The 18,390-nt window shown below is 53.8% G+C and carries 21 protein-coding genes; 3 read left to right on the top strand and 18 right to left on the bottom strand.

The genetic code is table 11. From position 1 onward, the window contains the following. Positions 1-53: 53 nt before the first annotated feature. The 9 genes from JYJ39_RS04615 to JYJ39_RS04575 all read right to left on the bottom strand — a co-directional run bounded on the left by JYJ39_RS04615 (position 54) and on the right by JYJ39_RS04575 (position 7,173). A complete protein-coding gene (locus JYJ39_RS04615; protein ID WP_205202438.1) occupies positions 54-1,514 on the bottom strand; it encodes a VapE domain-containing protein in 1,461 nt (486 codons plus the stop codon). A 91-nt stretch (positions 1,515-1,605) separates the two neighbouring features. Beyond that, a complete protein-coding gene (locus JYJ39_RS04610) occupies positions 1,606-2,397 on the bottom strand; it encodes a hypothetical protein (RefSeq protein WP_205202436.1) in 792 nt (263 codons plus the stop codon). A 191-nt stretch (positions 2,398-2,588) separates the two neighbouring features. Continuing rightward, a complete protein-coding gene (locus JYJ39_RS04605) occupies positions 2,589-3,038 on the bottom strand; it encodes an antirestriction protein (protein WP_205202435.1) in 450 nt (149 codons plus the stop codon). Positions 3,039-3,500: 462 nt separating this feature from the next. Then, positions 3,501-3,980, bottom strand: coding sequence for a hypothetical protein (locus tag JYJ39_RS04600; protein ID WP_205202434.1), 480 nt, complete (start codon positions 3,978-3,980; stop codon positions 3,501-3,503). 74 nt (positions 3,981-4,054) lie between these two features. After that, complete coding sequence (locus JYJ39_RS04595) at positions 4,055-4,252, bottom strand: hypothetical protein (protein WP_205202433.1); 198 nt, start codon at positions 4,250-4,252, stop codon at positions 4,055-4,057. A 294-nt stretch (positions 4,253-4,546) separates the two neighbouring features. Continuing rightward, positions 4,547-4,954: a hypothetical protein gene (locus tag JYJ39_RS04590; RefSeq protein WP_205202432.1), complete on the bottom strand. Its 408-nt coding sequence runs from the start codon at positions 4,952-4,954 to the stop codon at positions 4,547-4,549. A 187-nt stretch (positions 4,955-5,141) separates the two neighbouring features. Further along, entirely contained in the window at positions 5,142-5,894 is a 753-nt protein-coding gene (locus tag JYJ39_RS04585) for a PDZ domain-containing protein (protein ID WP_205202431.1), read from the bottom strand. A 29-nt stretch (positions 5,895-5,923) separates the two neighbouring features. Continuing rightward, complete coding sequence (locus JYJ39_RS04580) at positions 5,924-6,688, bottom strand: hypothetical protein (RefSeq protein ID WP_205202429.1); 765 nt, start codon at positions 6,686-6,688, stop codon at positions 5,924-5,926. Further along, a complete protein-coding gene (locus JYJ39_RS04575; RefSeq protein WP_205202427.1) occupies positions 6,685-7,173 on the bottom strand; it encodes a hypothetical protein in 489 nt (162 codons plus the stop codon). The genes JYJ39_RS04580 and JYJ39_RS04575 overlap by 4 nt, the downstream gene beginning before the upstream one ends. A gap of 165 nt (positions 7,174-7,338) precedes the next feature. On the opposite strand from JYJ39_RS04575, the gene JYJ39_RS04570 reads away from it, so the two are divergent. After that, a complete protein-coding gene (locus tag JYJ39_RS04570; protein WP_205202425.1) occupies positions 7,339-7,620 on the top strand; it encodes a helix-turn-helix domain-containing protein in 282 nt (93 codons plus the stop codon). A gap of 2 nt (positions 7,621-7,622) precedes the next feature. Here the strand turns inward: JYJ39_RS04570 and JYJ39_RS04565 are convergent, their stop codons facing one another. After that, the gene (locus JYJ39_RS04565) at positions 7,623-8,354 is read right to left on the bottom strand and encodes a hypothetical protein (RefSeq protein WP_205202423.1); all 732 of its coding nucleotides are present in this window, start codon (positions 8,352-8,354) and stop codon (positions 7,623-7,625) included. Positions 8,355-8,485: 131 nt separating this feature from the next. After that, positions 8,486-9,796: an isocitrate lyase gene (gene aceA / locus JYJ39_RS04560; protein ID WP_205202420.1), complete on the bottom strand. Its 1,311-nt coding sequence runs from the start codon at positions 9,794-9,796 to the stop codon at positions 8,486-8,488. 311 nt (positions 9,797-10,107) lie between these two features. On the opposite strand from aceA, the gene JYJ39_RS04555 reads away from it, so the two are divergent. Beyond that, a complete protein-coding gene (locus JYJ39_RS04555) occupies positions 10,108-11,904 on the top strand; it encodes a methyl-accepting chemotaxis protein (RefSeq protein ID WP_205202418.1) in 1,797 nt (598 codons plus the stop codon). A 9-nt stretch (positions 11,905-11,913) separates the two neighbouring features. Here JYJ39_RS04555 and JYJ39_RS04550 read toward each other — a convergent pair whose 3' ends face one another. From JYJ39_RS04550 to clpS, 4 genes are read right to left on the bottom strand one after another with little or no spacing between them, the layout of a single operon-like run. After that, entirely contained in the window at positions 11,914-12,480 is a 567-nt protein-coding gene (locus JYJ39_RS04550) for a DUF922 domain-containing protein (RefSeq protein WP_205202416.1), read from the bottom strand. Positions 12,481-12,482: 2 nt separating this feature from the next. Then, complete coding sequence (rraA, locus tag JYJ39_RS04545) at positions 12,483-12,974, bottom strand: ribonuclease E activity regulator RraA (RefSeq protein ID WP_205202414.1); 492 nt, start codon at positions 12,972-12,974, stop codon at positions 12,483-12,485. A 32-nt stretch (positions 12,975-13,006) separates the two neighbouring features. After that, positions 13,007-15,268, bottom strand: a complete 2,262-nt coding sequence (clpA, locus tag JYJ39_RS04540; protein WP_205202412.1) for an ATP-dependent Clp protease ATP-binding subunit ClpA — start codon at positions 15,266-15,268, stop codon at positions 13,007-13,009. Further along, entirely contained in the window at positions 15,268-15,576 is a 309-nt protein-coding gene (gene clpS, locus JYJ39_RS04535) for an ATP-dependent Clp protease adapter ClpS (protein WP_205202410.1), read from the bottom strand. Before clpS ends, clpA begins: the two co-directional genes overlap by 1 nt. A 236-nt stretch (positions 15,577-15,812) precedes the next feature. Between clpS and JYJ39_RS04530 the strand changes: the two genes are divergently transcribed. Next, entirely contained in the window at positions 15,813-16,016 is a 204-nt protein-coding gene (locus JYJ39_RS04530; protein WP_028994647.1) for a cold-shock protein, read from the top strand. Between the two features lie 150 nt (positions 16,017-16,166). On the opposite strand, the gene JYJ39_RS04525 is transcribed toward JYJ39_RS04530, so the two are convergent. From JYJ39_RS04525 to purB, 3 genes are all read right to left on the bottom strand, one after another. Further along, a complete protein-coding gene (locus JYJ39_RS04525; RefSeq protein WP_205202408.1) occupies positions 16,167-16,328 on the bottom strand; it encodes a hypothetical protein in 162 nt (53 codons plus the stop codon). A gap of 230 nt (positions 16,329-16,558) precedes the next feature. Continuing rightward, positions 16,559-16,876: a DUF2322 family protein gene (locus tag JYJ39_RS04520; protein WP_205202406.1), complete on the bottom strand. Its 318-nt coding sequence runs from the start codon at positions 16,874-16,876 to the stop codon at positions 16,559-16,561. A gap of 58 nt (positions 16,877-16,934) precedes the next feature. Continuing rightward, the gene (gene purB, locus JYJ39_RS04515; protein WP_205202404.1) at positions 16,935-18,302 is read right to left on the bottom strand and encodes an adenylosuccinate lyase; all 1,368 of its coding nucleotides are present in this window, start codon (positions 18,300-18,302) and stop codon (positions 16,935-16,937) included. Positions 18,303-18,390 lie beyond the last annotated feature (88 nt).

The raw sequence follows: 18,390 nt of genomic DNA, 5'->3' as shown, positions 1-18,390 counted from the left end.
CCCCTTTTTTTTGCTGGTGGAGGAGGTGGTGGCAGATTTCGAAGTAACAGGGCTCAGTAGAGGTCATCAGGATCTGGTGCTGGCTGGTACCAGCTCGAACCAAAGCTGTTGAACTCTCTGAAAGGGATGCGCCATTTGTAATTGCCTTGGATTTTCTTTGGTTCGCCCAACATCTCGCGCAGGACTGTAGCGGCCTCCTTGCACTGCTGGTTGCTTGGTCGTTCGTAGCCGATCTGCCCAAGTGCCTGACCGGCGGTGTAGGGTTTTGTCTCCTTTTGCGTAGGTAAAGGGTCTGTATTGATTGCCGCGATAAGTCGTTCTCGGATGATGCTGACAGTCCGATGGTCCTTATTGTGATGTTCCAGTAGCTGTTCTTCCTCTTGCGTCAGCCACCAAGGAACGCCGTTTTTGTAATCAACAGCCACCTGGGCAAAAAGTTGCTGCATATCGACGTCGTGCTGGTATTTGATCGCAGTGACAGGGATCGTCCAGAACCGACTGTTCCCTGTTTGATCGACTAGGAATGCGTGATCGTTGACCGATGCACAGAAGACAGTCCTGCGTGGATACTCGGAATCACCGCGAGCGTAGGGGCGCCGAATTTTATCCCGGTCGCTGGTGATGAAGCCTTTCAGGCGGGCGACGTCCTTTTTCAGGCTGCTGTCGAGTTCTCCTATCTCAACGATCCAGTGGCTGATCGCGGTAAGTTTTGAGTCCTTGTTGCCCGCGTCAAGATGATGGTCAATTCGGATTAAATCTTTTTGCAGTTCAGGGACATCGATCAGTTTCCGAATCCAACTCGTCTTGCCGATCGATTGTGGCCCTTGTAGCGTCAGAATGCCGCGACAGCGAAAGCCATTTTCCATTAGGACGGCGGCCACGGCGCTGATCAGCCAACGGTGAATCAACGTCTTTTTCAGCTCGGCAGAGAAGTCAGACCTCTCGGTTAGCGTGCCGCAGAAATCCTGGAGGCGATCTATGCCATCCCACTGCCTACTGTTGATCCAATCTGCTGCCGGGCTGTATGGGTTTTGATTGGCAATCACCTCAAGCATCGCTGGCACCTGAGTGGGGGACATATGGTTCTTGAGCATCAGACTCATGACCACATTCAGTGCGGTAGAGGACAGATTTTCGGATACGCCCCGTTGCCCCTCCCAAAGAATCTCAGGCTGTTTTTTTATGACGTTGTAACGTATGGAAATGCCATGCTCTTTGAGTATGTAGGCGACGTTGCTAGCTGTGGTCGGTGGTGCGTGCTGGCCATGGGGACGATTGGGGAAGCGAGCAGGATCAAGTGCTGGATGCCGATCGAGTTCAGTGACGTATTCAACCCGTTGCGGCTCCTGGAGGGTGACGTCATTTTTCGCGTTAGAGCGAACGAACGGCTGATCGTTCGCTACTTCTGTGGTCGCAATGCTCGTGGTTTCTCGAAGGTGGGTGCCCTCGATGTTTGGCTTAAGGGGGGGCTTCAACTGGGCTGGGTTGAAAGAAGTGGCTAGCTTGCTACTCATCGTCGTTTCTCCTTGATTGGTTACGGCGATGAGGAGTTTCGGCCTGAGTGGGTGTCCCCCTTCAACTATCCCCTAGTGCACAATTTTTGGGTCAGAGGGTATAGCCGATCTTTTTGGCTTTCAGAAGATTTTCCCATTGTCTGTTGAAGAGCTTGGTTTCGTATCGCTTCTGGTGTTCTGTCGAGCGCTCTGGGTGCTGGAATAGCTGAGAACCTGGAGTCACAAGCTGTTTGCGGACTTCGGCTTTAATTCCCCCTCTGTTGCTGGTGTGAGTCTTGGGGAGCTCCGTAGGTTCATAGCCGAGTTCAGTGATTGTTTTCAGGATGACACGGCAAACGAGTTGGCCTTTGTTCCTTGGCTTGGCTACCTTCGCCGGGTCCTGTTCGTCGATATCGATTTTGAATTGCCGCTTCGCCCAGTCACGCAGGCTTGCCGTGACTATCAGGTCAGGGTTGCTCCTGTCAGTTTTGAGCGGGCTGTTTTTCCTGTCCAAGCTTGCTTCAATGGCTTTGAAGTACTTTGCTGCTTGCTCGCCGATGTTGTCCCAATAATCGAAGTCGGCCTCGCGAGCAGCGACGATTTCAAAGAGCTCGTTGCGTTTCTTGTCAGAGAATTCAGACGACTTTGTGCTTGCGAACCATGCATCTGCAGCTTCGAAAAGTTTTAGCCGGGCAGTTTCACGTTCGTCGTGGATGATTTTCATCAAAGGCTCGGGCAGTCGATAAAGTCGAACGAACTGAGTTCGATCAATTCCATCGAGGGTGACCTGCAAATGTGGAATCCGCCGCTCGGTACGCATCCAGCCGATCAACTTTGCGACTGCTTCATCAATCGTGACTGTTCTGTCGTCGGCGAAGTACGTCGTTTCGTATTTTTCATGCATGGTGTTTATGGTCTCAAATCAATAGGGCCCGGTGTGGATGAAATTCGTTTTGAGAGTAGCTATGTCTTGCGCCATGGACCAACTGGCAATGTAGTTAAGCACAGATTTTTTTCTGAACGGCGTTCGTTGCTACCCCTCCCCCCACCACCCCTTAATCTGCAGGGGGGGCAGGTGGGAGCAGGTTCGGTGGGTCAGTCTATTGCTGCCCGGATTTCTCCAACCTCGGGGTGCATCATGGCGAAGTCAAGTAACTGGTGGTAGTGCTCTGCACACGTTTCAGCGAACACGCCTTCGCCAAAGGACAGGTTGCTGAATGCGTACAGGCATGCCGTGATCCCGAGCGCTTCCGCCGACAGATTGCCCGAATACCCATTGTCGGCGATGACGTCGAATGTTTCGTCCATGTTTGGTGCCATGAAGAAGCCGCCGTTAGTCAAGGTGTAGAAGTGCCAGTATCCACCGGTGTATGAAGGCGCAAGCTGTGATGCGAACTGAAAGATCATGGGTTCTACGTTGATCGGAAAGCGGATGCCGAAATGTTTGTCAGCAACATCCAGTCGTTCTGCTTCCTGGACGATGGTTGAATTAATGAAGTGTGCGCTCGTTTCGTGCATATAAATCCCTGAAAGAATGGTGTGCAACCCCCTCCCTGCCGCTAAAAATGGCGTGCAGATGCCTCCGTGCTAACGGATGCGGGTTTGATACTGCTCAGATTTTGTGCTTGTGGGAGGGGGGGGCTATGGGATATCTGCCGCTGGCAGATCAGGTGATGCGGTAATGCGGTTTGCTGATATTCACTGTTCGAAATGAGATACCGCCATGGAATGAGCTGTCGGGATGAACAGTTCAGGTGTTTCGAGTTCCAGCATTTTGCTGATGACAGATTGCAGATGATATTCGTACATGGTGATGCTCCTTTGAGTGTGGTTACTTACGAAACTTGAAGAGGTAAATCCAGGCTGCAATGCATAAGCCGACGACTGCTGCCAGCCAAGGCCGGTCAAAGGCGAGGGCCGATGTAGCAGCGATGCCCAGCCATCTTGTCGTGCTGAAGCACATCCCGAGCAATGCAGCGGTGACCATGGCGGCAGTCATGCCAGTGATCAATTTGCTCTCTTGGTTTTACGCGGCGTGGCTTTATGGCTCGTTGCCTGGTCTTGATCCGGGGGTGATGCTTGCTGCGTGTTCATCGAGATAGCTGACTGCCGGAAGGCCTTGATGTCCCCAGACAGATAGCCTTTGTCTTTGTCATCCTGTGAGATCACCAAAGCTTCAGCTTTCAACGCGGCGAAGAGGAAGGCTGGGCTATTGCTGCTCTTGCCTCTGTATAGCGGCAGCAGCGCCGTAGATGACAGCGCTCTCTCGGGGGGTATTGCTGAAATGATGGCTTCGATATCGTCCAGCGAAATCCAGTCAGCGTTGAACTGACCGCTGCCCGTGTTCTGTGTGATGCGAAAGTGGATATCGCCTGAGGTGCCCTTGGCAATCTGGTAGCTCAGTTGTGACCTTCCGGACAGGCTTGGGCAGGTATCCACCTTGACGATGCTTATTTCGGTGGCGAGAGTGGTTTGCTGATCTTGCATGCTGAATCCTCTGTGTTGGTTGATAGTGCTTCATGAAGTAGTCCTTCATATAAGGTGGCAGGAAGAGCGCCTTTTCAAAGTTGATTCGATTCGTTCCATCTGTATTTTTTGATGACTTCCAGCAGCGCCCATGCTTCAGCCAGGTGTCGATCGACACCGGCATCGAATTCCAGAATTGCGGCGCGTTCTTCGTATGCTTCGCGTTGCGTTTCATCCAGGCTGGCCACCATCTCAGCGACGAGGGGGTGTTGCTTATTACTGCTATGTGACATACAGGACTCCAAAAAAGGAAACCCCCGAGAGGCTGAAACCTGTCGGGGGCGGTTGATTGGTAGGATGGGGTTTGATCGGTGTCGAAGTCTTAGCCACATTTCCGGTGCTGTGAAAGTAGCCAGCAGACCTCTTGCCGGTTCTTCATCGGCTTAGGCATCGGGACCAAGCCCATTTGCTGGGCAACGGAAATGTTCGGGTTTTGCATATTGTTGTCCTCCATAAATGACTAATGCCGCCGAGACCGTGATGGCCAGGGCGGCTTGGATTGAGAAGTGCAGGGTGGTGGTGGTGGTTTACAGTTGATCTGGGTTTTGTGTGGCATAGGCCTGACAAAATGCAAGTAGAACGGGATCAATGCCGGGGGTGTTCTGGATGAAGATGTCGTAGCCATATCCGCCATCGCTGACGATATAGACCAGTTCGAACAGGTGATCCCCATGGGATTCTGCGAACTCGAACGAGGGGGCGAAATTCTCGTCACCAAAGCGGGAATCGTCGAATAGCCCTTCGATGATTGAAAAGCCCGTGACTGCCTCAAGATCGCGCACGGTATCGATAGGCTCGATGACGATGATGGGACCGAGTTCATCGGGGTCCCCTGAGCAGTATTCATTCCGTTCATTAATTCGTTGTTCAATGAGTTGCCTCAGGGGCAGGTTACTGATTGCGGTAGTTTGGGTTTGGTCAGTGATGACGAGCATTTGACTCTCCAGTGTTTAAGCATATGAGGCAGGTGTGTGCAGGAGGGGGTGTATTCGCGATGGACTCCATAAAGAAAAACCCCCGAGAGGTATTCCTGTCGGGGGCTTGTTTTTCAGTGATCTATTGCTAAGAGTAATGATTTTCGCCGAAAATGTTTGCAGATGAACTATCGGTCTGGTGTGGTCCTTATTTTAGATTTAATACAAGGTCGATTGTCTTTCCATCTCTTAGGATTGATAGATCAACAGTTTTCGTATCTTCTGGAATTGCATTGAGTACCCTTCCTAGGTGCTCCGTATTCAATACCTCTCTGTTATTGACATGGGTTATAACGTCGCCCTTGAATAAGTTAGCGTTGAATGCTGGCGTGTCATCGAATACGATCATCACCAGTACTCCTTTATTTGTCCCTAGATTTTTCCTTGTTTCTGGATTTAAATCTTCCGGGCCAATGCCAAATCTAGGTTTTGTTTTTGACTTTGCCATAAATGCTGCTAATTGGTCGAAGCGTAACTGTTGGCCTATCATTGTAGTCGACGAAAATCCACCAAATCCATTAGGTAGTATCAGCGGAGAGCTAGTGATCTGGCTATTCGTGTATTTTGAAGTGTAAACTACGTGCGTAGCCTTAACTTTTGTTGCCTGCTGTATAAGTAGGTCTTTTGAGTGAATTTTTCCGTTAAATAGCGAGTGCCCAATTAGTACGTGATTTTTTGATTTTAATATGTCGATGTCGCGGTCTGGGTTGTCACTCTCATAAATTATTGGCATTTCGCCTGCTTTTAAAAGTATTAGTTCTCTTTCGGCCTCGATGCTGTTCACATTCTGTGTGTAAAAGTCACTAAAGCCGTTCGCGCAGCCCCCTAGGAGTGTTAATGCCACTGTTAAAAGTGCAGCTTTTGCTTTTGTCTTTGTGATTTTGTGGTGTCTCGATGGCATGTTGCTTCCTCAAAGTATGAATGCGTTGTTTATTGATTTCTGCTGTTTTTATCTTTCTGGTTATTTTTATCGCTGTTATTCAAGCTACTTGGCAGTGCTGTTTTGACGGTTTCTATACATTGGCTACCGTAACTTTTTAGTGTGTTTCCCGCAACTGAGGCTGCTTCGACTGACGCTTCAATGACGGAATTTGCTGTAGTGACCGTATGATTTAGAGTGGCTATCACTTTATCTGTGGCGCTGCGAGTGATGTCGTACAGTGTTCTGCCAAACACTGCAGCTTCTTTCTCTATGTATTCCTTCAGAAGCTTTACGTTATTTGAAGTTACAACAGAGGCAATGCCGTTTAGAATGTACTGGATTATTGACTTAATGAGTTCAATGCCAATTTCTAGGCCTCGGCTCAGTTTGTCGAGTATGTCATTGCGTTCGGAATCATTAAGTGCATTCCAGCCATAGTATATTGCCCCGATTGATGCGCACGTCATTGCAATCGGATTCGATATGGTTGCAGCTGTGGCAACTGTCGTTATCACTGACAGAGGGTTTCCAAGTAGCATTTGGCCAGTAGCGATTGCTATGATGGGTGCGGCGTATCCCAAGCCAAATCCAAACTTTGCTCCCTCTAACACTTTGCCGGTGCGTGATACTGTGATGTTTTCACTTTCTTGCATCGACAGAATATGTTTGTTCATCCAGTCGTTAACATCAGTTGCAACTCCATATAATGTAACTATGCTGCTGACAATCGATGATGTGGCGAACGCTGCGAGGGGGACTGCTGCCGGAATCATATCGTTATCCTAATTTCAAATGGCTGGGGATTTTTGGGCCTGTATTTTACGGCTACATACATTTGCAAGGCAGATGCAATTGCGAATATAAATACTCCAGGCCCATTCGATAGCAGTGGCAAGTTGGCCAATGCAAGAAGCAAGAGTAAACTGATTAATATCGATGCTGCCCCAGAGATGATTAGTGCCTTTCTCCCGATCTCTTTTTTTAAAACGTAAAAAATTATGATGCTGACACTCATCGCGATGATTGGGAATATCGATGGATCAAATCCGTCAATATCTTTAAATAGCCGAACCTCCACCCATGTCGAAGTTACCGATACTAGGTACATTATTAGGATTGCTATTAACTTTAGTTTTGTTGCGGTGGTGTTGTGGTTGTCAATCTTGTCTTGTTTTATCTTGCGGATTATGTAATATGCTGTCGCGATTGTTGCGGCTAGTGTAATTGCTATGATCGCGGGGAGAATCCAGTTTTTCATTTGGTTATTTATTATATTTTTTTGTTACGCTCTTGGACTATCTAACCTTCTTGTAAGGTTAATTGTAACGAAAAACGTGACAACACAGCGGCATTTTGTCACGAGACTCGCAACATGTCTCGCCCAACTGCCACCCAATGTTCACCGAGCGTCGTCGGACGTCGGATGCGTCAAGTACGCGAGGCTTTGGGCTGGTCTCAGGAGCGGGTGGGCGTTGCGATTGGAATTGACGAATCAAGCGCCAGAGCGCGGATCAGTCGTTATGAGCTTGGTGTTCATGAGCCGCCCTTGCCAACCGTGAGACTTATCGCTGATTCGCTTCGAGTGCCTGTTGCCTACCTGTATTGCGATGATGATCAAGTGGCTACGTTGCTGCTCAAACTGAGTTACCTTGATGCCGCAGCTAGGACTGAACAGGTGGCGCTGTTCCTTGCTGAACTTGGCTGATGTTATCGGCCTGGTAATTTCATTCCACAAACAGCAGAGTGATCTGTGGCTGGCAGTCCGTGGGCAGACTTCAATTCATTCATGTCCCGGAGTGTGTCGCACATATCCTTGATGTCCCACAGCGTCATTCCTGCCGCCATTACTGTGCCGACGATAGGGGCAACTTTTGCAGGGAGTGACGACGCGCTACGTCTGGCGGTGTTGGTTATGCGCGGAGTGATTCGTTCAGACACGCGCTTTGCAACTGCTGCTTGCTGGGTCTGTTGCTTGGTGAGTGCCGCATGTTCGGAACTGACTCTTGCGTGGCGAGCCTCCAAGTCACCATAGCTCTTCAGTACCGCCTGATGTCGGCTATCAAGATCACGGTGTTTGGCTGCCAAAGCATTGTGCCGCTCAATCTCAGTGCGATGCGTGCTTTGTAGCGTTCTATGCACTGATCGTTCATTGTCGAGTTCAGTACGAATCCCGGCTGTCGCCTGCTTGATATGGACTTCTTGTTTTGAGGTAGGGCTCTGTGCAAGCAGCTTATGTGAGACTGCCTCAGCACCTACTCGCATGAGCAGCGTATCAGCGACGCCGAGAATGTTCTGGATGCCGTTATAGGCAAATTGGTGGGCTCCGTCATGCATGAGTGTCGCGACGTTGAGCGATCCAAGCCCGAAGATCGAGGATGCTGTTACCCACACCCTCAAGCTGGGCTTGCTCTTATGCTTTTTCTCTTGTGCTGTGTCCATGGGTGCTCATGTCTTTGTGATTAGTACATTGTACTCATGGGGGCGATGGATCAGGAACGAAAAAAGCCGATCCCTTTTGAGGATCGGCCTTCTGGATGCCGCAGGATGTCGCGGCAATCGTAAGCGGTTGCTTAGTGGAACTGCTCTTCTTCGGTCGAGCCGGTCAGGGCCTTCACGGAGGAGGAACCGCCCTGGATGACGGTGGTGACTTCGTCAAAGTAACCGGTACCGACTTCCTGCTGGTGCGACACGAAGGTGTAGCCCTGTTCGCGAGCGGCGAATTCCGGTTCCTGAACCATTTCAACGTAGTGCTTCATGCCTTCGCCGCGAGCATAGGCGTGGGCGAACTTGAAGGTGTTGTACCAATTGACGTGGATACCGGCCAGGGTGATGAACTGGTACTTGTAGCCCAGCGCCGACAGTTCTTCCTGGAAGGAGGCGATCTGGCTGTCGTTGAGGTTCTTCTTCCAGTTGAAAGACGGCGAGCAGTTGTACGACAGTAGCTTGCCTGGGCAGGCGGCCTGCACGGCCTGGGCGAATTCGCGGGCGAAGCCGATATCGGGCACGCCGGTTTCGCACCAGACGAGGTCGGCGTACGGGGCGTAGGCCACGCCGCGGGAGATCGATTGCTCCAGACCGTTCTTGACGCGGTAGAAGCCTTCCTGGGTGCGCTCACCGGTGAGGAAGGGCTTGTCGTTGTCGTCGTAGTCGGAGGTGATCAGGTTGGCGGCTTCAGCATCGGTACGAGCCAGGATCAGCGTCGGAACGCCCATGACGTCAGCAGCGAAACGAGCGGAGATCAGCTTCTCGACGGCTTCGCGGGTCGGGACGAGCACCTTGCCACCCATGTGGCCGCACTTCTTGGCGGCAGCCAGCTGGTCTTCGAAGTGCACACCGGCGGCGCCGGCGGCGATCATGTTCTTCATCAGTTCGAAGGCGTTCAGCACGCCGCCGAAACCGGCTTCTGCGTCGGCAACGATCGGCAGGAAGTAGTCGATGAAGCCTTCGTCGCCCGGATTGATGCCACGCGACCACTGGATTTCGTCAGCGCGCTTGAAGGTGTTGTTGATGCGGCGAACCATCGTCGGGACGGAGTCGTAGGCGTACAGCGACTGGTCCGGGTACATGGTTTCCGAGGTGTTGCCGTCGGCAGCAACCTGCCAGCCGGAGAGATACACGGCTTCCAGGCCAGCCTTGGCCTGTTGCATGGCTTGACCAGCGGTGATGGCGCCGAAGGCGTTCACATAACCCTTCTTGGCACCGCCGTTGACCTTTTCCCAGAGGACCTTGGCGCCGCGCTGGGCCAGGGTGTATTCCGGCTGCAGGGAGCCGCGCAGACGAACCACGTCAGCAGCGGAGTAGCCGCGCTTGACGAGCTTCCAACGGGGGTTTTCAGCCCAGTCTTTTTCCAGGGCGGCGATTTGCTGTTCGCGAGTGCTCATGTGTCTTCCTTCGTAGTCAGGGTGGTATTTCTCAAAAAACCGTCGGTTTTTTTGTCCGACAGCATGGGCAAAGTATAGAGCGTTTTTTGCAGAGCAGCAAGAGTCTTATATAAGACACAAGACAAAAATTTTTCCATATTTTTCATTGTATTAAGCAATGTGTTTCACAATGCGGGATTTAATCCACGCCTGTGAAACGCACTGCGGCATACCCCGGATCGGCGCTTTATTGCGAATTTGTTTCATCCGCTTGACGGTTACTAGCAAACCGGTATTGAATTCGATACTTTTAAAAATTCCGGGTGATTCCAATGAAATTATTCTGGCGTCTTTACGATTGGAATGAGCGCACTTTCTGGAACTCATTGACCAAGAAGTTGATGAGTTTTCTGGTTCTTTTCGTCATTGATCTTGGCTATCTGGTGGTCTACTTCCGCGAAAAGCAAGCCATCATGGCGGAGCTGGCGCAATCCAGCATCGGTCAGGATGCGTTATTACGGGTTTCGCAAGGACTGGATACCACCCTGACACTGATGATCGGCCTCACAGTGGTGGCTTTGTGCTGGAACGTGATGCAGATTCTCTACATCCGTTTTCTGATCTTGCGGCCGGTACGCATGATTGCGCAGATTTTCGACGAAATCGGGCGCGGCGAAGGCGATTTTTCACGCGATCTTCCCACCATGACCCATGATGAACTGCGCACCCTGGCCGAGGCATACAACCGCTTTGCCGACAAGATGCGCGAAATCATCAGCGAAGTCCGCCGCGCCAGTGTGGACATCGCCCGGGAAGCCGTCGTGGTGCGCCGTGCCGTGACAGTGACGGCACGCAGCGCCGACGAGCAAGGCGAGCTGGCAAGAGCAGTATTTTCCGCCAGTGGCGAGGCCATCCAGGCCATCCAGGAGGTGTCCGCATCGGCCGCCATGATCTCCAACGATACCGAGCGCAACCTGAGTACAGCACGCAATTCGCTGCTGGAAATGCACGATTTCGTCAGCAAGGTACAAAACGTCAGCAACAAACTGGCCGCCTTCAACGATACGGTCGGCATGCTGGCCGAGCGTTCCGACAGCATTCGCCAGATCGCCAGCCTGATCAAGGATATTGCCAATCAGACCAACCTGCTGGCTCTGAACGCAGCCATCGAGGCCGCCCGCGCTGGCGAAATGGGGCGCGGTTTTGCCGTGGTCGCCGACGAAGTGCGCAAACTGGCCGAACGGGTCGATGTCGCCACGCAGGAAATCACCAGCAATATCGCTGGAATGACTGATTTGGTGCTGGAAACCCAGCAGGAAAACGAAGCCATCAACGCAGACATCATGCAAGCACGGCAGGTTGTCGAACATTCCGCTGCTGAATTCCAGAACATGGTGGGCAATTTCGAGCGCACCGGTGATCAGCTGAACCAGATCGCCAGCGCCATGGAGGAACTGACAGCCACCAACGGTCAGGTGCATGATTCAGTGCATCAGGTGCAGACGCTTTCCGGCAATGTCGCCGCCAGCATGGAAGATTCGAGCAAAACCTCGGAAATGCTCAGCCAGGCTGCGGAAAGCGTGCAGGAGCTGGTGTCGCGTTTCAAGATCGGGCGAGGGGCATTCGACTTCAACGTCGACCAGGCCCGCCTTTTCCGCGACCGGATTCAGGAACGACTGACCGCGCTCGCCGCCGAAGGCGTCAATATCTGGGACCAGAATTACCAGCCACTGGCACGCACCAATCCGCAGAAATACGACGTCAGTTACTGCGCAGCGTTTGAACGCCAGCTGCAGCCCCTACTTGAAGACACGCTGAGCAAGCTGAAGGGCGGTATTTTTGCCCTCATCATCGACACCAAAGGCTACGGCGCCATCCACAACCTGAAGTTTTCCAGACCGCTGACCGGCGATTACCAGACTGATCTGCTCGGCAACCGCACCCGCCGCATATGGAGCGACCCCACCGGCCAGCGCGGCGCGCACAACACCGCCCCCTTGTTGGTACAAACTTACGCCCGCGATACCGGTGAAATTCTGTCGGAAATCAACCTGCCAATCATGATCGACAATCGGCACTGGGGGACCGTGCGGGTTGGCTGCGACAGCACGGTACTGCTGGAGGACTAAGCCGACTGTTCAATCCTCCTGCAAAGTGGCGCCCTGTCGGGCGCCGTGGGCAGTCTGGCGATCCATCTCCCGCTCGGCTGCCACTGCTTCTTGCAGCAGCTTTTCCCCCAAAGTATTGGCAGCACGGCTCAAGGCTGCGCAGGAGGTCATTTGCGGCAGGCGCCGGATACCTTCGTCAATACGACGCGCATAGCGCCGGCCAATCGCCACGTGTTCTATTTCGTGTGCCCGCAGCGCCCCCAGGTAACGGTCAAAACGGCGACGCACCGCTGGATCACTGGTGACCAGGCGAGGCAGCGTGATTTCCACCTGCAGACGGGTCTGATTACTGGTGATGCGGCAACGGCCATCGCGCTCTTCCCACCAGCGGAAATTCCACTGAATATTCCAGCCGGTGTAGGCATGAAAGATCTGGCTGTTCTGGCGGATCGGGGAATAGTGGTTCAGGGTCGCCAGCAGCATCGTCCCGGCACGATGCTCGGCACTGTAATACGTGCTGCGGATATTTTCCTGCAACTCGGCGCAGGCCAGCCCGGCAAACTGCGCCAGCAGCCAGGCCACCGCGACAAGACGCACCTTCAGCGTAGCGGCTTGGCCGAAACGAGAATACCGTCTTCATCGACGTAGATAGACTCGCCCGGATGGAAGGTGACACCGCCAAACATCAGGGGAAGATTGCGGTCGCCGATGCCTTTTTTGACGGTTTTTTGTGGGTGCGTGTTCAGCGCCCGCACCCCGATGTCAATGCCGTTGATGTCCCCGGAATCGCGGATGCAGCCATAAACGACCACACCTTCCCAACCATTCTTGTGCGCCAGAATGGCCAGCTGGTCACCCACCAGGGCGCAGCGCAGCGAACCACCGCCATCGATGACCAGTACCTTGCCCTGACCGGGTTCGTTGAAAATTTCTCGGACCAGCGTGTTGTCCTCAAAAATCTTCAACGTGACGATTTCGCCGGCAAAAGCCGTGCGGCCGCCATAACGCTGAAACATCGGGGCAACAACGCGCACTGTCTTGCCGAGTTCGGCTTCGTACTGGTCGCAGAGGTCGGGCGTCTTGAAGGTCATGATGATTTTCCGTCAATAAAAGAAGAGCCTGCTCAGACTGCCGCTGCCTCACTGGCTTCTTCAACAAAATCCAGGCGCACCTGACCGTCCGCGTCGACATCCACCGTCACCTTGCCGCCGTTGGCCAGGCGACCGAACAGCAATTCGTCGGCCAGCGCGGCACGAATGCTGTCCTGGATCAGACGGCTCATGGGCCGGGCACCCATCAGCGGGTCGAACCCCTTCGCTGCCAGCATTTCCTTGATGGCATCGGTGAAATGCGCCTCTACTTTCTTCTCGTGCAGCTGTTCCTCCAGCTGCATGAGGAATTTATCCACCACCCGCAGGATCACGGCGTGATCGAGCATGCGGAAGGAAATCGTGGCATCCAGGCGATTGCGGAACTCCGGCGAGAACAGGCGTTTGATTTCTGCCATTTCGTCGCCGGCTTCCTTCACGGAGGTAAACCCCATGCTCGATTTCTGTAGATCGGCCGCCCCGGCATTGGTCGTCATGATGATGATGACGTTGCGGAAATCGGCCTTGCGTCCGTTGTTATCGGTCAGCGTCCCATGATCCATGACCTGCAGCAGGATGTTGAAGATATCCGGGTGGGCTTTCTCGATTTCATCCAACAGCAGCACACAATGCGGTTTCTTGCTGATCGCCTCGGTCAGCAGCCCCCCTTGATCGAAACCGACATAACCCGGCGGTGCGCCAATCAGACGTGACACCGCGTGCCGCTCCATGTACTCGGACATATCGAAACGCTGCAGTTCGATCCCCAGGCAAAACGCCAGCTGCCGCGCCACCTCGGTCTTGCCGACTCCGGTAGGGCCGGAAAAGAGGAAGCTGCCGATGGGTTTGCCCGGACTACCCAGACCGGAGCGGGCCATCTTGATGGCCTTCGCCAGCGCATCAATCGCCGGGTCCTGGCCGAAAACGACATTCTTCAGGTCGCGGTCGAGGTTTTTCAGCGCACTACGATCATCCACTGACACGTGTTGCGACGGAATGCGCGCAATCTTGGCGACGATTTCCTCGATGTCACTCTTGCTGATTGTTTTTTTCTGCTTCGATTTCGGCAGGATGCGCTGCGCTGCGCCGGCCTCATCGATCACATCAATCGCTTTGTCGGGCAGGTGACGGTCGGTAATGTAGCGTGCCGACAGCTCCACGGCCGAAGTCAGTGCCGTATTGGAGTATTTGATACCGTGGTGCGCCTCGAAACGCGATTTCAGCCCCTTGAGAATATCAATGGTCTCGGCGACGGAAGGCTCGGGAACATCAATCTTCTGAAAACGCCGGGAGAGCGCACTGTCTTTGTCGAATACACCGCGAAACTCGGTGTAAGTCGTTGCCCCAATGCACTTCAACTGCCCGGAAGAGAGTGCCGGCTTGAGCAGATTCGAAGCATCCATGGTGCCCCCCGAAGCTGCACCCGCACCGATCAGGGTATGAATCTCATCGATGAAGAGCACAGCATTCGGATTGTTCTGCAAAGCTTTGAGCACCGATTTGAGGCGCTGCTCGAAATCACCACGGTACTTGGTCCCTGCCAGCAAGGCCCCCATATCGAGAGCGTACACCTGAGCCTGGGCCAGCACCTCCGGCACATCACCCTCCACAACCCGCCGCGCCAAGCCTTCGGCGATGGCGGTCTTGCCAACGCCGGCCTCACCAACCAGCAGCGGATTGTTCTTGCGCCGCCGACACAATACCTGAATCACCCGTTCCAGCTCGTCATGGCGCCCGATCAAGGGATCAATGCGTCCAGCCAGTGCCTGCGCATTCAAATTATGCGTGAATTGCTCCAGCGGTCCGGCCTCCCCCTTGTCACTGCCGCTCTCCGCCCCCTCTTCCGGCACAGCCTTGGCTGGCTGCACCTTGCTGACGCCGTGAGCTATGTAATTAACCACATCGAGACGGCTGACGCCCTGCTTCTGCAGGTGATACACCGCGTGCGAATCCTTTTCTCCGTAGATCGCCGCCAGCACACTGGCCCCGTTGATTTCCTTCTTGCCGGAAGATTGCGCATGCAGAATGGCCCGCTGCACGACACGCTGAAATCCCAAGGTCGGCTGGGTATCGTAATCTCCCTCGCCAGTCATGGTCGGAGTATGGTCAGCAATGAATTTCGACAGCTCGCGGCGCAGCACCTCCGGCTGGGCCCCGCAGGCGCGCAGGGCATCCGCAGCGGACGGGTTGTCCACCAAAGCTAGCAGCAGATGCTCAACGGTAACGAACTCGTGACGCTTCTGGCGCGCCTCGACAAAAGCCAGATGCAGACTGACTTCGAGTTCCTGGGCAATCATCAGTTTTCCTCCATGAGACAAGCCAGCGGGTGCTGATGCTGACGAGCAAAGGCGCTGACCTGCTCAACCTTGGTTGCGGCAACATCACGCGAAAACACGCCACAGGCAGCACGGCCCTCGTTGTGGACTTTGAGCATGATGCGCGTCGCCTGTTCAGTATCGAGTGAAAAAAAACGCTGCAAGACCGTAATGACGAAATCCATCGGGGTGAAATCGTCATTGAGCAACAGCACGCGGTACATTTTGGGCGGCTGCAACTTGCTGCGTAGTGCTTCAATCTGCCCGTCTTCTATAATTTTGCTAGCCATGGGTAGATTCTAACCATTCCCGCCGCGCAAAGTACGCGCTTTCGTCTTGTTTTTGTAGCAAAAATTGCTGCGCTGCGGCATTCAATTATGTTGACGGAAAAATTCAAGTCGCGTAAAAATCAGGCTGTTGGATTCAGATTGCATCGCAGGTGCGCCAAGTGCCGAGAGGTCGGGATCAAACAGGGAGACGGGGCAACCCGGCAATTCGTTCGTTTTTTGTAGGAAATTAGCACATCATGGCAATCGGTACGGTCAAATGGTTCAACGATTCGAAAGGCTTTGGCTTCATTACGCCGGATGACGGCAGCGAAGACCTTTTCGCACATTTCTCGGCCATCAACATGAATGGTTTCAAGACCCTGAAAGAAGGCGAAAAAGTCTCTTTCGAAGTGGTGCAAGGCCCGAAAGGCAAGCAGGCTTCCAACATCCAGCGCGCTTGATACAGCAACCAGCTCCTTCTGAGCCGGCATGCCTCGTAGTCATTTACTGCGAGGCTTTTTTTTGCCGGTTCACACCGATGCAAGTGCCCCACTTAGACGAAAAAAAAGCCCGGAATCCCGGGCCTCTCTACAGTGGACTGTTCTCTACGCCTAGAGATAGCCTGCGCCAAGCAGACCAAACACGATAAAGCCCCCCAAAAACACGCTGAAGGCAGCCGCGAAATACCGTGTCTGCGTCAACTGACGATTGATCGATGCACGCAAGATCGCCAAGTCTTCTATTTTTTTTTCGTTTCCCTGTTGGTCCGTCATGGTTGCTCTCCCATAAAAACAACAAAAGCGGCAATGTATTGTTTTTCTTGACTTATTCTAAACACTGCAGCGACGCTTTAGACTATAGGAAAAAAGGCGGAGTGACACAAGGAAACTCAAGGCGTTCTCATAGATTTTTTCTGCATATGCCGAACAGGAAAAGTGCAAACCCTGACCAGACAAGGTTTGCAGACCATCACCCAGCAGATACGCGGGATACCGGTTTACCCCTATAGCGCGAACACATGCTTGGCACGCAACGCCGGTTCACCATCGGCAATGCGCAACAAGCGGGCAATATTGGGATGTTTACCCGGATGCGCGCGTTCTTCATCGACGTGCTCAGCAAACAGCTCTAGCCCCTTTCTGGCTGCCTCGGCATTGATGAGACCATAGGTCTGCGCCAGGTGATTGTAGATCGCCAGCGAACCCTGGCTGCCGGCCTTGTTTTCTATGCTCGCCACGACCTGTCCTGCGTCATCAAGCAGGTTAAGGGCTGCCAGATGGGACACCTTGGGAAGTTTTTTCAAATTTTCCACAAAACTCATTGTTCGCTCCAGACAAAAAGGCCAGCCTGAGCTGGCCTGCCATAAGCCACAGCGCCGCTCAGATACGGCGGGCGAGCTCGGCCGCCTTGCCGGTGTAATCCCAGGGCGTCAGCTTGAGCAATTCTGTTTTGGCGGCCTCGGGAATTTCCAGCGTCGCCACGAAAGCCTGCATGCCGGCGCGTGAGACACGGGCGCCACGGGTCAGATCCTTCAGTTTTTCATACGCGTTCGGCACAGCGTAACGGCGCATCACTGTCTGGATGGGCTCGGCCAGAAGCTCCCAGTTGGCATCAAGGTCAACATGCATGGCTTCGGCGTTGATTTCGAGCTTCCCCAGCCCCTTGAGCAGGGAGTCGTAAGCAAGCAAGGTGTAGCCGAGACCGACGCCCATGTTACGCAGCACGGTGGAGTCGGTCAGGTCACGCTGCCAGCGCGAGATCGGCAATTTCTCGGCCAGGTGCTTCAGGACCGCATTGGCCAGGCCGAGATTGCCTTCGGAGTTTTCGAAGTCGATCGGATTGACCTTGTGTGGCATGGTCGACGAGCCGATTTCGCCCGCCTTGACCTTCTGCTTGAAGAAGCCGAGCGAGATGTAGCCCCAGACGTCGCGATCGAGGTCGATCAGGATGCTGTTGGCGCGGGCAAAGGCATCGAACAGCTCGGCCAGCGCGTCGTGCGGCTCAATCTGGATGGTATAGGGGTTGAAGGTCAGGCCGAGCGACTCGACGAACTTCTTGGCGAAACCTTCCCAGTCGTAGCCCGGATAGGCGGCGAGGTGGGCGTTGTAGTTGCCGACGGCGCCGTTGATCTTGCCGAGCAGTTCGACCTGGGCGATGCGGGCACGGGCGCGCTGCAGGCGGTAGGCGACGTTGGCCATTTCCTTGCCCATCGTCGACGGCGTCGCCGGCTGGCCGTGCGTGCGGCTCATCATCGGGATGTCGGCGTAGGCATGGGCCAGTTCGCGCAGGCGCTCGATGATCTTGTCCAGCACCGGCAACATGGCCTGTTCGCGGGCGCCCTGGCACATCAGCGCGTGCGACAGGTTGTTGATGTCTTCAGAAGTACAGGCAAAGTGGATGAATTCGCTGACTTTCTCCACCTCGGCATTGCCCTTGGTGTTTTTCTTGATCCAGTACTCCAGCGCCTTCACATCATGGTTGGTGACGGCTTCTTCAGCCTTGACCTCTGCTGCCTGCGCCGGGCCGAAATTTTCCACCAGCGCGTCGAGTGCAGCGATCGTAGCTGCTGAAAAAGGCGGAATTTCGTTGAAATGCGGCTCGGCAGCGAGCGCCTTCAGCCACTCGATTTCCACCTTGAGACGAGCACGGATCAGGCCAAACTCGGAAAAATGTGCCCGCAGGGCATCGACCTTGCCGGCATAGCGGCCATCGAGCGGAGAAATTGCAGTCAGTGGATTGAATTCCATAACAAGTCCTTGGTGTATAAGCCGCAATGCAGAAAAGCCGGCTATTTTACCCGGCAGGCAGGGGACTGGGCCATAGGTTATAATCCAC

This window comes from Azonexus hydrophilus (assembly GCF_905120355.1).
In the GTDB taxonomy this organism is placed as follows: Bacteria; Pseudomonadota; Gammaproteobacteria; order Burkholderiales; family Rhodocyclaceae; genus Azonexus.
The sequence above is the reverse complement of the archived record's forward strand: the minus strand, read 5'-3'. Positions and strand labels throughout refer to the sequence as shown.

Excerpts from the sequence above, each read along its gene's own strand:
- JYJ39_RS04590 (WP_205202432.1), bottom strand. The coding sequence starts at position 4,954 with ATGCTCGTCATCACTGACCAAACCCAAACTACCGCAATCAGTAACCTG.
- JYJ39_RS04615 (WP_205202438.1), bottom strand. The coding sequence starts at position 1,514 with ATGAGTAGCAAGCTAGCCACTTCTTTCAACCCAGCCCAGTTGAAGCCC.
- JYJ39_RS04530 (WP_028994647.1), top strand. The coding sequence starts at position 15,813 with ATGGCAATCGGTACGGTCAAATGGTTCAACGATTCGAAAGGCTTTGGC.
- rraA (WP_205202414.1), bottom strand. The coding sequence starts at position 12,974 with ATGACCTTCAAGACGCCCGACCTCTGCGACCAGTACGAAGCCGAACTC.
- JYJ39_RS04600 (WP_205202434.1), bottom strand. The coding sequence starts at position 3,980 with ATGCAAGATCAGCAAACCACTCTCGCCACCGAAATAAGCATCGTCAAG.
- JYJ39_RS04575 (WP_205202427.1), bottom strand. The coding sequence starts at position 7,173 with ATGAAAAACTGGATTCTCCCCGCGATCATAGCAATTACACTAGCCGCA.
- JYJ39_RS04610 (WP_205202436.1), bottom strand. The coding sequence starts at position 2,397 with ATGCATGAAAAATACGAAACGACGTACTTCGCCGACGACAGAACAGTC.
- JYJ39_RS04595 (WP_205202433.1), bottom strand. The coding sequence starts at position 4,252 with ATGTCACATAGCAGTAATAAGCAACACCCCCTCGTCGCTGAGATGGTG.
- JYJ39_RS04555 (WP_205202418.1), top strand. The coding sequence starts at position 10,108 with ATGAAATTATTCTGGCGTCTTTACGATTGGAATGAGCGCACTTTCTGG.
- JYJ39_RS04565 (WP_205202423.1), bottom strand. The coding sequence starts at position 8,354 with ATGGACACAGCACAAGAGAAAAAGCATAAGAGCAAGCCCAGCTTGAGG.
- aceA (WP_205202420.1), bottom strand. The coding sequence starts at position 9,796 with ATGAGCACTCGCGAACAGCAAATCGCCGCCCTGGAAAAAGACTGGGCT.
- JYJ39_RS04580 (WP_205202429.1), bottom strand. The coding sequence starts at position 6,688 with ATGATTCCGGCAGCAGTCCCCCTCGCAGCGTTCGCCACATCATCGATT.
- JYJ39_RS04585 (WP_205202431.1), bottom strand. The coding sequence starts at position 5,894 with ATGCCATCGAGACACCACAAAATCACAAAGACAAAAGCAAAAGCTGCA.
- clpS (WP_205202410.1), bottom strand. The coding sequence starts at position 15,576 with ATGGCTAGCAAAATTATAGAAGACGGGCAGATTGAAGCACTACGCAGC.
- JYJ39_RS04525 (WP_205202408.1), bottom strand. The coding sequence starts at position 16,328 with ATGACGGACCAACAGGGAAACGAAAAAAAAATAGAAGACTTGGCGATC.
- clpA (WP_205202412.1), bottom strand. The coding sequence starts at position 15,268 with ATGATTGCCCAGGAACTCGAAGTCAGTCTGCATCTGGCTTTTGTCGAG.
- purB (WP_205202404.1), bottom strand. The coding sequence starts at position 18,302 with ATGGAATTCAATCCACTGACTGCAATTTCTCCGCTCGATGGCCGCTAT.
- JYJ39_RS04570 (WP_205202425.1), top strand. The coding sequence starts at position 7,339 with ATGCGTCAAGTACGCGAGGCTTTGGGCTGGTCTCAGGAGCGGGTGGGC.
- JYJ39_RS04520 (WP_205202406.1), bottom strand. The coding sequence starts at position 16,876 with ATGAGTTTTGTGGAAAATTTGAAAAAACTTCCCAAGGTGTCCCATCTG.